Here is a 13,382-nt window from a genome sequence, read left to right on the forward strand (position 1 = left end):
GAGTTTACATACGCTCTAGCGTTTCAATACCTAATAAAGACAGGCCAAGCTTCAGAGTTGAGGCTGTATTCAAAGCCAATTGCAGACGGCTATGTTTCACGTCATCTTCGGCGTTCAAGATAGGACAGGCTTCATAGAAAGTCATAAAGGTGCCCGCTAAATCGTACAGGTAAGAACACAAGAAGTGCGGCATACCATCATTAGCAACCTGTTGAATGGCCTCTTCAAACTGACACAATTTCATCGCTAAGGCGCGTTCTTGTGGTTCTTCTACCGAAATATCACCTGTCAGACTCGCTAGATCGATTTCAGAGCGTTTAACGATACTTGCTACGCGAGAATAAGCGTACAACAAATAAGGCGCTGTGTTGCCTTCAAAGCTCAGCATGGTGTCCCAGTTGAACACGTAATCACTGGTACGGTTTTTCGATAGGTCAGCGTATTTGACCGACGCAATACCAACTACACGACCGATGTTTCGTAGCTCTTCTTCGCTCATCTCTGGGTTCTTCGACGCCACCAATTGATAAGCACGCTCTTGAGCCTCTTCCAACAAAGAAGACAATTTCGCTACGCCGCCAGAACGAGTTTTGAATGGTTTGCCATCGCTGCCCATCACAGTACCAAACGGCATGTGTTCCAATTGAGTTTCTGGTTTTACAAAGCCTGCTTTACGAGACAAGGTAAAAATCTGCTGGAAATGCAAAGACTGGCGCGCATCCACAAAATACAACACACGGTTGGCATTCAAGGTATGCTGACGGAAACGTACCGCCGCTAAATCGGTTGTCGCATACAAGAAACCGCCACCGGTTTTCTGCACGATAACCGGCGTAATCTCGCCCTCTTTATTAGCAAACTCCTCCATGAACACACACTGTGCGCCATTAGATTCTTGCAACATACCCTGTTCTTTCAGCTCACTAACCACGTTCGCCAAATCATCGTTATAGGCACTTTCAGGCATTACGTGCTGGCGCTCTAAAGACACACCAAGCATCTTGTAGGTTTCTTCACAGTGCGCCATAGAGATTTCGATAAACTCATCCCAAAGCGCCAAACATTCTTCATCACCAGACTGCAAGGAAACAACTAATTCACGGGCACGAGCAGCGAAAGCTTCGTCCTCGTCAAAGCAAGTTTTAGCGGCACGGTAGAAAGTTTCAAGATCAGCAAGGGCCATACTGATCTTGGCATTTTCGGCGCGTAGGCGTTCCATGTACGCCAACAACATACCGAATTGCGTTCCCCAATCACCTACGTGATTTTGACGAACCACGTGATGGCCAAAAAACTCCAGCGTACGAACAACCGCATCACCAATCACCGTCGAACGTAAATGGCCCACGTGCATTTCTTTGGCAAGGTTTGGCGCAGAGTAATCCACCACAACCGTTTCAGGCGCTTCAACTGGATTTACATCAAGACGTTCACTGGTACGCAATTGCACCAACTCTTTACTTAACCAAATATTTTTCAAGAAGATATTGATAAAACCAGGCCCGGCGATTTCGACTTTGTCGGCAAGATCTGAAATATCCAATTTCTCAAGTGTGGCTTGGGCAAAATCACGAGGATTCATTTTGAGCGCTTTCGCCGCGCCCATAATGCCATTTGCCTGGTAATCACCAAATTGAACTTTTGCCGATTGACGCACTAACGCTTGCGCAGTATCAGATGCGCCAGCCGCAACCATAGCCGCTTGAATGCGTTGATTTAGAAGAGTTTGAATATTCACAAGGGAGACCTTTAAACAGTAAATATGTCACTAAGAATAGCGACATATTAGAATCACACAGCCCTCTCACTGTCACCAATGAGAGGGCTGAATTCAAAAAAATAGTTGCGCTAATGATAACCGATTTTCGCGCTTTTAGCGAAAGAACAGCTTACAAGCATCGTTGTTATTTTCGTCTTGATAAGGATAGCCCAGCTCATCTAAGAATTTAGTCACATCGGTTTCTTCGCCTACCGCTTGCAACCCAACCAAAACACGCCCATAGGCATCGCCATGATTACGATAATGGAACATGGAAATATTCCATTGGCCACCAAGCGTGTTTAAGAATTTTAACAAGGCACCTGGACGTTCAGGGAATTCAAAACTGTACAACAACTCGCCTTTATCGCTGCGTAAATGCCCACCAATCATATGACGGACATGAACTTTAGTCGTTTCATCGTCGGTTAAATCTGTGATCTCGTAATCTTTCAGGTCCTCCAATAGCTCTTTACGACTATGGGGGCTGCCACCCAAGGCGACACCTACAAAAATCACGGCTTCTTGGTCATCACCATAACGGTAGTTAAACTCGGTGATGTTACGGCCCACCAAGGCTTGGCAGAAATCTTTGAAGCTACCTGGGTGCTCTGGAATCTTCACAGCAATAATGGCTTCGCGTTTCTCACCCAATTCTGCGCGTTCTGACACATGACGCAAGCGATCAAAATTGACGTTCGCACCACTATTGATGGCGATAAGGGTTTGGCCTTTTGCACCTTCGCGCTCGATGTACTTCTTCAAGCCCGCCAAAGCACACGCACCAGCAGGTTCAGTAATCGCGCGGGTATCATCATAGATGTCTTTGATCGCCGCACACATTTCATCTGTAGTCACTGTGATGACTTCGTCGACGGTATCTTTGGCAATAGCAAAAGTATTTTGACCAATTTCTGCCACCGCTACACCTTCGGCAAAAATCCCCACTGTCGGCAAGCGAGTGGGTTTGCCTTTTTCCAAGGCAATTTTTAGACAAGCGGCATCTTGTGGCTCGACACCAATAATTTTAATGTCTGGACGAAGGTATTTGATATAAGCCGATACTCCAGCGATTAGACCACCGCCGCCGACAGGAATAAAAATCGCGTCGATATTACCTTCGTGTTGATGAAGGATTTCCATGCCGATCGTGCCTTGACCTGCGATCGTGTCTAGGTCATCGAATGGATGAACGTAAACTTGGCCGGTTTTTTCCATAATTTCACGAGATTTTGCCGACGCTTCATCAAAAGCATCACCGAACAAAACCACTTCCGCGCCATGATTTCGCACCGCGCTAACTTTCACTTCTGGCGTCGTTGCAGGCATTACAATAGTCGCTTGAATACCCAGTTTTTTCGCCGCCAAGGCCAAACCTTGTGCGTGGTTACCTGCCGACGCAGCAATAACACCTCGAGCACGCTCTTCTGGTGTTAACTGACAAATCTTGTTGTATGCCCCACGAATTTTGAAAGAGAAAACAGGCTGTAAATCTTCTCGCTTCAAAATAATCTCGTTACCCAATCGATTCGACAATTGATTGGCACGAGACAGTGGTGTTTCTACGGCAACGTCATAAACGCGCGCCTGTAGAATCTTTTTAATCATGGTATGAGGCATAGTGCTTCCTAAACGAATATAAATCGACAACATGATGTTCTAAACGACATCTACGCTGACTGCTAGTCAAAAAAAACCGAGTAGGAAATATACTCTTTCACCTCTCTTGGCGCAAAGACCGATGCTTTCTAAATTCACATCAAAAAGACATAAAACCCATCAATAGCCTAATAAGTTAGGGTAACAATAGAGACATGAAGCGCCTATAATACGACCACCATCAGAGGTGGCTTATCATTATAGGTAAGCCGAATAATACCGCCCCTTGTAAAACTATAATAGAAGGTGAACATCACCATGACGCAAGACGAATTAAAACAAGCCGTTGCAGAAGCTGCGGTAGCTTACATTCTTCCTATGTTAGAAACCGACACTATCGTCGGTGTTGGCACAGGCTCGACAGCAAACCTTTTTATTGATGAATTAGCTAAACACAAAGGCTTATTTGACGGCACTGTAGCAAGCTCTGAAGCATCTGCTGAACGTCTGAAAAAGCATGGCATCCCTGTTTATAATTTAAACAGTGTTGACAGCATTCGTGTGTATGTCGATGGTGCGGATGAGTCGAATGACCACCTGCATTTGATCAAAGGCGGCGGTGCGGCATTAACCCGCGAAAAAATCGTGGCGGCATGCAGTGATGAATTTGTCTGTATCGCAGACGAATCTAAACTAGTAAAAGTGCTTGGTGATTTCCCTCTTCCTGTAGAAATCATTCCAATGGCACGCGGCCATGTAGCCCGTGAATTAGTAAAATTAGGCGGTGATCCGGTTTATCGTGAAGGCGTTGTTACCGACAATGGCAACCATATTTTAGATGTCTATAATCTAGAAATTCTTGATCCTATCGCGCTAGAAAAAAGCATCGACGGCATTGTTGGTGTGGTAACAAATGGCTTGTTTGCAAAACGTTCTGCGGATATTTTGCTGTTAGCCACAAAAGATGGCGTTAAAACACTGAAGAAATAGTGTTGCTGCATTCAAAGCCTCGAAAACTGTCGAGGCTTTGAATCATTTTGATTCTACTTAGTCGTGCATTGCCGTGATAGATAAAGGCAAGCATCTGCTTTTGATTGGCTATCGATAAACCATAGTCGTTACATTTTCTCTAAAATAATCTACCTGACCCTTCAACTCATGAGACACAATATAAGTTCTGCTGTCTACATCTCGTCCTTCTATCCCATACCAAAATGATTGATCAAATGTTGTAATAAACCAGCCATCACCCAATGCTTCTGATGTAAGACTAGTAACATGAGTACCTTTTGGAAAAACTTCCTTACCCAGACGAGTGAGAACTGTTATAAACTCATCTTTGTTCCCACAACTCTGCCAACTAGTGTCTGCATTATCTTTATAATGATCAATACGTAGATCAATATCATTAGCAAGAAATTTTAATAACGTCATATCTCCCGCTTCAAATAAATTTAGAACTCGATGAATAGCAATATCACTGTAGCGCTCGAACATATTGTTTCCCCTAGTGCTGACTTTAATACGATAATTTGTCGTTTACATGCAACTAGGGTATCGACTTTAAACCCATAGATATAATATAGCTTTTATTATTCATCTATAGACAGTTTATATGATAGAAACAAAACCTCTTTATTACTTTGTTGCGGCTTATGAAGAAGGATCTGTCACTGCGGCTGCCTCACGCTGCTTCATCTCCCAGCCATCAATTACTCATGCGATTAAATCACTAGAAACTAGCCTAGGCACACAACTATTTGAACGAAGCAAACAAGGAATAAAACCTACACCGGATGGCAAAAAACTCTATAAGCTAGCAATTGATTTTCTCTTACAAAACCAACAAATAGAAGCAGCCTTCACACCAAGCAATAGAATTGAAGTATCAATTTACATTCAACCGGACATTAATATTGAACGGTATCAAGACATTATAAAACCTTTAAGAAACACGTCATCAATCATTGACCTAATCATTGTCAATGAAATTGAGCAAGCACAGCTAGCAATTATTGATGAAGAAAGGATACCAGCGCAATTCCAATTCAAATCACTCGCTAAAGAGGGCTATAAATTGGTCGTTAGGCAAGACCACCCTTTAACAAAGAAAAAAGCTGTCACCTTAAACGACTTTGAGAAGCTCACATTTATTGCCCGCCCCTATTGCACCAATCAGGCTGCTTTTGAACGCCTTACGCATGAAATAAAAGTTTCTATCACCTACAAAGGTAAAGCGATACATGATCTACAAATTCAAGGATTAGTAAAATTGGGTTTAGGGGTAGCACTGATACCTGAATCATACATCCAACAAGATAATGACTTAAGATACCTTTCTATTATTTTAAAAACGCCTATTAAACGCTCTATAGCACTAGCGTATCGCCAATTACCGAATGAGCTAATAGAAACAATAAATAAAATTGGAGATGCGTCGACCAACCCTAACCCTGTGAAATTTGCTTAACAGACCTACGATTCATAGAATCAAGCAGTGTCTCAAAACCAGCGGCTTTTTCTCATTAACACAAATTGGCCACCGCCTAGTATCACTAAAACGATACAGAATAGCCAAAACGCTGAACCATTATCTGTACCCGGCATACCGCCAATGTTGATACCAAACAAACCGGTTAAAAAGCCTAGAGGCATAAAAATGCCAGACAGAATCGATAGCACGTACATTCGAGCGTTCATCTTTTCAGCCTGTAAATTGGCAAACTCTTCCTGCATCAATAAACAACGTTCACGCAATGACTCTAACCCTTCGACATAACGAGTAATATCGTTGGCGGCTTCATGCACTTGTGATGTTTGATCAGGTGTCATCCAAGCAAGTGACTCTTGAGCTAATTTATTGATCGCTTCTTTTTGAGGTACAAGAAATCGTCTTAAGCGAATCGTTTCAAGGCGACGTTGTACAAGAGAATCACGCTGATCAGCTTCAATCCCCTCTCCAATGCTTTCTTCTAAGTCCGCTAATTCATCCTCTAAGCCATGGATGATTTTCGCCATGCGGCCAGTCAATGTCTCGGTTAAAGTAGCTACGATATCACCAGTATTCGTTGGGCCTTCATTGTTAACAAGATTCTTCACTGTATCTTGTACAGACAAAAGCTTACGACGACGGCTAGACACGATAAAATGTGGCGTTACCCAAAGTCGCAGAGACACCATGTCAGAAGGGTTAGATTCTGGGTTTAAATTAACGCCTCGTAACGTCAGTAATAAACCATCTCCCATCTTTACCGCACGTGGACGGGTTTCTTCAGCAAACAAAGCTTCTACCGCTGTTTCCGGAATCCCCTCTAAGCTTGATAGCCAATCATAACCATCTTCTTGGAGTGCATCCAAATGCACCCAGCGACAGCCCTGCTTGGGTAAGACCTTAGGTAAATCCGAAGCTGTTAGGGACGTTGCACCGCCTTGACCATTTAACTCTAAGTGATGGACGATAAAATCAGCCATAAATATTCCTTTTCAGTATTTTGCGTAGATTATCCGAAAACGTCGGTTTTCCCTATTTATTTTACCTACATATTCCTACCTTGGCTGACACTCAATGTCTAGAGTGGCATAATTTGAGTAACTTCAAATAACAAGGAAATGCCTGATCATGCAAAACTTACCTGATGTTTTAGCATCTAGTGCAACACCAACGTCATTACAAGCAGTGTTAACAGTAACAACTGATACCTGCATCGCGATATCAGATGCACTAAAACAAGGCTCGCTTGCAGGTATTTTAGGTATGGCTGGTAATGAAAATGTTCAGGGTGAAGAACAAAAGAAACTGGATGTTATTTCTAACGACATGCTGAAAGATGCCCTGCTTGCTTGCCCAGCAGTGAGAGCCATTGCTTCAGAAGAAGAAGACTACATAGTTCCTGCTAATACAGATGGTGAATACTTCATCGCCTTTGATCCATTAGACGGCTCTTCTAACATTGATATCAATGCAATGGTTGGTACTATTTTCTCTATCTACCGCCAAAAAGGTGACAAGCCCGCAACCGAAGCTGATTTTTTGATTCCTGGTAAAGAACAAGTGGCTGCCGGTTATGTTTTATATGGCCCATCAACCATGTTGGTTCTTACAACAGGCAATGGCGTCAACATGTTTACTTATGATCCAGTTAACCACGTTTTCACACTAACTCGTGAAAAAGTTCAAGTAGCAAAAGATACTCAAGAATTCGCCATCAATATGTCGAACCAGCGTTTTTGGTCAGCCAATATGCAGAACTATGTGAGTGACTTAGTAAAAGGTAAAGAAGGTACTCGTGATAAGAACTTCAATATGCGCTGGGTAGCAGCTATGGTGGGTGACGTACACCGTATCCTTTGTCGCGGCGGTATCTTCATCTATCCTTGGGATAACAAAGATCCATCTAAAGCTGGCAAGCTACGTCTAATGTATGAAGCGAACCCAATGGCAATGTTGCTAGAACAAGCTGGCGGTAAAGCCCACACTCACACTCAACGCATTCTAGACATCCAGCCAGAAGCTATTCACCAACGCGTTGCCGTCATACTAGGTGCCGCGAACGAAGTGGATAAGTGCCTAAGTTATTAACATTAACTTTGTTTTAAAATAAAAAAGGAGCTTCGGCTCCTTTTTTATTAGTCATTTTCTCATCATAGTCAAACTTCACTAATGTCATATATTTTTCTAAATAGAAACACTGCTTATTAAAAATTATATTTAATACTTTGGCTGAACATGGCCTGACGTTGAATTCCGCGAAATAAAAAGGTTGTATAGATAGATTATGGCAGATAAAACAATAAAACTTGGTTTAATTCATTATCCAGGAACATTACGATCCGCACTTTATGGACTGGAAGAATTATTTTTAATGGCTAGCCAGATCTGTACAGAACAAGGTGTTAATGTCGTCTTCGAACCACAAATTATCGACTCTCACACACTAAGATCTGATGCTAATTTAGATGTGTTGATGCTGCTCCCTAGCTACGATGAAGAGTTTTATATTAATCCTGCACCAGAGTTACTTGATTGGCTAAACTCTCAACATAAAAAAGGAACCATAGTAGCAACAACCTGCGCAGGGGCGTTTATCGCAGCCCGAGCCGGCTTATTAGAAGGTAAAGCATGTACAACTCATTGGAAGCTGGAAAATCAGTTTAAAGAAACTTTTCCTCATATAACCTTAAAAACAGGAGAAATAATAATCAACCAAGGAGATGTTATAACATCAGGCGGAATGATGTCTTGGTTGGATCTAGGTTTTGAGTTGGTTACCCTATACAGTAAATCAAGCGTATTAAGAGAACTTGGTCATATTCTTGTTATAGACACATCCCAACGTGAACAGCGCTATTACCACAAATTCACTCCTCGCCTTAATCATGGTGATGATACTATATTAAATCTACAACACTACCTTGGCACTCACTACCAAGAACACCTCTCCATTACGATGTTAGCAGAGAAAGCCTGTTTAAGTGAACGCACACTCCAACGTCGATTTTTCAATGCAACAGGACTGAAACCTACTCGATACATACAAAACCTTAGGATACAAAAAACCTGTGATTTACTCGAAACCACCTCACAACCCTTCGAAAGTATTGCTTATTCTATGGGCTACCAAAGCGCTAGCGCACTCCGCAAACGCTTTATCGAAGAAATGGGACTAACACCTAAAGCTTTCCGGGAACGTTTTTACCTAGCAAACAAGCATCATCATGAAAAAGAAAGTGGGCCTTTAACATAACCCTTTTCACTCCAATTTCTTCTAATAATAGGAGAGATAAAGACCATTAAAGCAATTGCCAAAAACAAGCAGACACCATATAAGATCAGAAAATGCTGAAAAGATAAATACTCTGCTAATGGACGTGCCACTCCCAAGAAACCAGCAAATGTCCATGAGCATGTACTAATGGCTCCAGGGATGGTCATGACCAGCATATCTGTATAACTTAGTTTAGCTTTCTGGGCCTTTTTAAAAACAATATTATGTATCAGAGTCGCATTAATGGTTAAAACACTCACACAAACCAATTTCGCCAAAAGCTTATCAGATGCAAGAATCAACACTGGGTCAAAAGACGTATCAATAAAAACAACTCCAATCCCTGTAATCCACAACCCACCAAGCAAGAAGCTCATCTGACGTCCCAATAGCTTCAATTCAGATAGATTCGAACGTCGGAAAAACAGATTAAAATCACTTATGTATAATTTACTTATAGCAAACGCGAAAACAATCAAGTGAAGGAAAATTAACACTGTTCGCAATGCATCCATAAAAACTCTGCTCCAATATTTACAAGAACTTATAATCTCGTAATGGCTAACGAAATCGATATAACTTTCGATCTATATTACGGAATGAAGTTTTTTACAAACAGATGAATAAGTGACAAAAAACACTTTGTTTCAGACACTAATAACTTAAGTAAAAGAGAACAGGCACTTTAGTACTGGATTCACGCAGACGCGTTGAGGGGCGAGACAGGCGCAAGCGAACCGAAGGGCAAGGGCAAGGGAATTGTTTCAACACGGATAAGTGCATTTCCTTAAGACGAAAAAAAGCCCTGACAGCGTTAGCTATCAGGGCCTTCTTAATATAAAGCTTGACGACGACCTACTCTCACATGGGATCTCCCACACTACCATCGGCGATGGCGCTTTTCACTTCTGAGTTCGGGATGGGATCAGGTGGTTCAACGCCTCTATGATCGTCAAGCAATTCGTTTTGCGTTTTGTTCTGGCTGGACGTTTAGTCTCACCAAAACACGCGAATACGTGCTTGGATCTTTAACAATTCTTTTTTTGAAATAACGTGTATCAAGGTTAAACCGGATCGTATTATGTGTCTTTGTCATTTTGATGATCTTGAGCTTTTACTCTCTTCATCCAAAACCACTTTGGTGTTATATGGTCAAGCCTCACGAGCAATTAGTATTGGTTAGCTCAATGCCTCACAGCACTTACACACCCAACCTATCAACGTCCTAGTCTCGAACGGCTCTTTAGGGGACTTATGTCCCAGTGAGATCTTATCTTAAGGGAGGCTTCCCGCTTAGATGCTTTCAGCGGTTATCCCGTCCGAACATAGCTACCCGGCAATGCCACTGGCGTGACAACCGGAACACCAGAGGTTCGTCCACTCCGGTCCTCTCGTACTAGGAGCAGCTCCTCTCAAATCTCAAACGTCCACGGCAGATAGGGACCGAACTGTCTCACGACGTTCTAAACCCAGCTCGCGTACCACTTTAAATGGCGAACAGCCATACCCTTGGGACCGGCTTCAGCCCCAGGATGTGATGAGCCGACATCGAGGTGCCAAACACCGCCGTCGATGTGAACTCTTGGGCGGTATCAGCCTGTTATCCCCGGAGTACCTTTTATCCGTTGAGCGATGGCCCTTCCATACAGAACCACCGGATCACTAAGACCTACTTTCGTACCTGCTCGACGTGTCTGTCTCGCAGTTAAGCGTGCTTTTGCCTTTACACTCTATGCATGATTTCCGACCATGCTGAGCACACCTTCGTGCTCCTCCGTTACTCTTTGGGAGGAGACCGCCCCAGTCAAACTACCCACCACACAGTGTCCTCGATCCCGATAAGGGACCTGAGTTAGAACCTCAAACATACCAGGGTGGTATTTCAAGAGTGGCTCCATGCAAACTGGCGTCTGCACTTCAAAGCCTCCCACCTATCCTACACAAGTAGGTTCAAAGTTCACTGTGAAGCTATAGTAAAGGTTCACGGGGTCTTTCCGTCTAGCCGCGGATACACAGCATCTTCACTGCGATTTCAATTTCACTGAGTCTCGGGTGGAGACAGTGTGGCCATCGTTACGCCATTCGTGCAGGTCGGAACTTACCCGACAAGGAATTTCGCTACCTTAGGACCGTTATAGTTACGGCCGCCGTTTACTTGGGCTTCGATCAAGAGCTTCGCTTGCGCTAACCCCATCAATTAACCTTCAAGCACCGGGCAGGCGTCACACCCTATACGTCCACTTTCGTGTTTGCAGAGTGCTGTGTTTTTAATAAACAGTCGCAGCCACCTGGTATCTTCGACCGACTAGTGCTTACGGAGCAAGTCCTTCACACCGGCCGGCGTACCTTCTCCCGAAGTTACGGTACCATTTTGCCTAGTTCCTTCACCCGAGTTCTCTCAAGCGCCTTGGTATTCTCTACCTGACCACCTGTGTCGGTTTGGGGTACGGTCAATGTATATCTGAAGCTTAGAAGTTTTTCCTGGAAGCATGGCATCAACCACTTCGCCCAAAAGAGGGCTCGTCATCAGTTCTCGGCATTCTCTCTAAAAGAGTGACCCGGATTTGCCTAAGTCACTTGCCTACCGCCTTAAACACAGACAACCATCGCTGTGCTGGCCTAGCCTTCTCCGTCTCTCCATCGCAATATACATCGGTACAGGAATATTAACCTGTTTTCCATCGACTACGCATTTCTGCCTCGCCTTAGGGGCCGACTCACCCTGCCCTGATTAACATGGGACAGGAAACCTTGGTCTTCCGGCGGGGGAGTTTTTCACTCCCCTTATCGTTACTCATGTCAACATTCGCACTTCTGATACCTCCAGCCTGCCTTACAGCTTGACCTTCAACGGCTTACAGAACGCTCCTCTACCATGCCTAATAAATTAAGCATCCGTAGCTTCGGTGTACAGTTTGAGCCCCGTTATATCTTCCGCGCAGGCCGACTCGACTAGTGAGCTATTACGCTTTCTTTAAAGGATGGCTGCTTCTAAGCCAACCTCCTAGCTGTCTAAGCCTTCCCACATCGTTTCCCACTTAACTGTAACTTTGGGACCTTAGCTGACGGTCTGGGTTGTTTCCCTTTCCACGACGGACGTTAGCACCCGCCGTGTGTCTCCCGTAATTGCACTCATTGGTATTCGGAGTTTGCATGGGGTTGGTAAGTCGGGATGACCCCCTAGCCCAAACAGTGCTCTACCCCCAATGGTGAGATACGAGGCGCTACCTAAATAGCTTTCGAGGAGAACCAGCTATCTCCGAGCTTGATTAGCCTTTCACTCCTATCCACAAGTCATCCCCAGCCTTTTCAACGGATGTGGGTTCGGTCCTCCAGTTGATGTTACTCAACCTTCAACCTGCTCATGGATAGATCGCCCGGTTTCGGGTCTATTCCCAGCAACTAAACGCCCTATTAAGACTCGGTTTCCCTACGGCTCCACTATGTGCTTAACCTTGCTACTGAAAATAAGTCGTTGACCCATTATACAAAAGGTACGCAGTCACGGAACAAGTCCGCTCCCACTGCTTGTACGTACACGGTTTCAGGATCTATTTCACTCCCCTCACAGGGGTTCTTTTCGCCTTTCCCTCACGGTACTGGTTCACTATCGGTCAGTCAGGAGTATTTAGCCTTGGAGGATGGTCCCCCCATATTCAGACAGGATAACACGTGTCCCGTCCTACTCGTTTTCATGATTAAGGTGTTTTCGTATACGGGGCTATCACCCTCTATCGCGGCACTTTCCAGAGCCTTCTACTAACACCAAAACCACTTAAGGGCTAATCCCCTTTCGCTCGCCGCTACTTAGGGAATCTCGGTTGATTTCTTTTCCTCCGGGTACTTAGATGTTTCAGTTCCCCGGGTTCGCCTCCACACAGCTATGTATTCACTGTGGGATACTCTACAAGTAGAGTGGGTTTCCCCATTCGGACATGTTCGGATCAAAGTCTGTTTATCGACTCCCCGAACCTTTTCGCAGATTACCACGTCCTTCATCGCCTCTGACTGCCAAGGCATCCACCGTGCACGCTTGGTCACTTGACCATATAACCCAAAATAGTTTCGGATCACATACCAAAGAGCTTTTGTGTCTCTCTGGATTTACGATAATAGAAGTCACTAGGTTAAAGTGAACTTCCACCGGTTTAACGCTTGATTCATCGTTATTTCAAAATTCGAATTGTTAAAGAGCAAGTTTAGTGCAAAGCACTAAGTCAGATGCTTGATGGACAAACCATTCAAACCTCTTGCTTAGA

9 protein-coding genes and 2 rRNA genes are annotated in these 13,382 nt (G+C 44.0%); 4 read left to right on the plus strand and 7 right to left on the minus strand.

All coding sequences use genetic code 11. The annotated features are described in order from the left end of the window. Positions 1-4: 4 nt before the first annotated feature. Positions 5-1,738: an arginine--tRNA ligase gene (gene argS / locus KDW99_RS18890; protein ID WP_255827022.1), complete on the minus strand. Its 1,734-nt coding sequence runs from the start codon at positions 1,736-1,738 to the stop codon at positions 5-7. 135 nt (positions 1,739-1,873) lie between these two features. After that, complete coding sequence (ilvA, locus tag KDW99_RS18895; protein WP_205116371.1) at positions 1,874-3,379, minus strand: threonine ammonia-lyase, biosynthetic; 1,506 nt, start codon at positions 3,377-3,379, stop codon at positions 1,874-1,876. A 297-nt stretch (positions 3,380-3,676) separates the two neighbouring features. Here ilvA and rpiA point away from each other — a divergent pair, with 297 nt between their 5' ends. Next, the gene (rpiA, locus tag KDW99_RS18900; protein WP_255827041.1) at positions 3,677-4,348 is read left to right on the plus strand and encodes a ribose-5-phosphate isomerase RpiA; all 672 of its coding nucleotides are present in this window, start codon (positions 3,677-3,679) and stop codon (positions 4,346-4,348) included. 108 nt (positions 4,349-4,456) lie between these two features. Here the strand turns inward: rpiA and KDW99_RS18905 are convergent, their stop codons facing one another. Next, entirely contained in the window at positions 4,457-4,855 is a 399-nt protein-coding gene (locus tag KDW99_RS18905; RefSeq protein ID WP_255827043.1) for a hypothetical protein, read from the minus strand. Between the two features lie 118 nt (positions 4,856-4,973). Between KDW99_RS18905 and KDW99_RS18910 the strand changes: the two genes are divergently transcribed. Then, on the plus strand, positions 4,974-5,828 hold the full coding sequence (locus KDW99_RS18910; protein WP_255827056.1) for a LysR family transcriptional regulator: 855 nt from the start codon (positions 4,974-4,976) through the stop codon (positions 5,826-5,828). 32 nt (positions 5,829-5,860) lie between these two features. On the opposite strand, the gene KDW99_RS18915 is transcribed toward KDW99_RS18910, so the two are convergent. Next, positions 5,861-6,829 (minus strand): zinc transporter ZntB, encoded by a 969-nt coding sequence (locus KDW99_RS18915; protein WP_255827057.1) that lies wholly within the window; start codon positions 6,827-6,829, stop codon positions 5,861-5,863. Between the two features lie 148 nt (positions 6,830-6,977). Between KDW99_RS18915 and KDW99_RS18920 the strand changes: the two genes are divergently transcribed. Further along, entirely contained in the window at positions 6,978-7,937 is a 960-nt protein-coding gene (locus tag KDW99_RS18920; protein ID WP_255827059.1) for a class 1 fructose-bisphosphatase, read from the plus strand. A gap of 196 nt (positions 7,938-8,133) precedes the next feature. After that, positions 8,134-9,102: a GlxA family transcriptional regulator gene (locus KDW99_RS18925; RefSeq protein ID WP_255827060.1), complete on the plus strand. Its 969-nt coding sequence runs from the start codon at positions 8,134-8,136 to the stop codon at positions 9,100-9,102. On the opposite strand, the gene KDW99_RS18930 is transcribed toward KDW99_RS18925, so the two are convergent. The 3 genes from KDW99_RS18930 to KDW99_RS18940 form a co-directional block, all read right to left on the minus strand. Then, on the minus strand, positions 9,072-9,638 hold the full coding sequence (locus KDW99_RS18930; protein WP_255827061.1) for a hypothetical protein: 567 nt from the start codon (positions 9,636-9,638) through the stop codon (positions 9,072-9,074). The two genes, KDW99_RS18925 and KDW99_RS18930, sit on opposite strands and share 31 nt — an antisense overlap. Positions 9,639-9,965: 327 nt before the next feature. Then, a 5S ribosomal RNA gene (gene rrf, locus KDW99_RS18935) occupies positions 9,966-10,080 on the minus strand. A gap of 191 nt (positions 10,081-10,271) precedes the next feature. Continuing rightward, positions 10,272-13,170, minus strand: a 23S ribosomal RNA gene (locus KDW99_RS18940). Between the last annotated feature and the right edge of the window lie 212 nt (positions 13,171-13,382).

This window comes from Marinomonas rhizomae, assembly GCF_024397855.1.
Classification (GTDB): Bacteria; Pseudomonadota; Gammaproteobacteria; order Pseudomonadales; family Marinomonadaceae; genus Marinomonas; species Marinomonas rhizomae_A.

Coding starts and splice junctions, on each gene's coding strand:
- KDW99_RS18930 (WP_255827061.1), bottom strand. CDS start 9,638: ATGGATGCATTGCGAACAGTGTTAATTTTCCTTCACTTGATTGTTTTC.
- KDW99_RS18920 (WP_255827059.1), top strand. CDS start 6,978: ATGCAAAACTTACCTGATGTTTTAGCATCTAGTGCAACACCAACGTCA.
- KDW99_RS18910 (WP_255827056.1), top strand. CDS start 4,974: ATGATAGAAACAAAACCTCTTTATTACTTTGTTGCGGCTTATGAAGAA.
- KDW99_RS18915 (WP_255827057.1), bottom strand. CDS start 6,829: ATGGCTGATTTTATCGTCCATCACTTAGAGTTAAATGGTCAAGGCGGT.
- ilvA (WP_205116371.1), bottom strand. CDS start 3,379: ATGCCTCATACCATGATTAAAAAGATTCTACAGGCGCGCGTTTATGAC.
- KDW99_RS18905 (WP_255827043.1), bottom strand. CDS start 4,855: ATGTTCGAGCGCTACAGTGATATTGCTATTCATCGAGTTCTAAATTTA.
- rpiA (WP_255827041.1), top strand. CDS start 3,677: ATGACGCAAGACGAATTAAAACAAGCCGTTGCAGAAGCTGCGGTAGCT.
- KDW99_RS18925 (WP_255827060.1), top strand. CDS start 8,134: ATGGCAGATAAAACAATAAAACTTGGTTTAATTCATTATCCAGGAACA.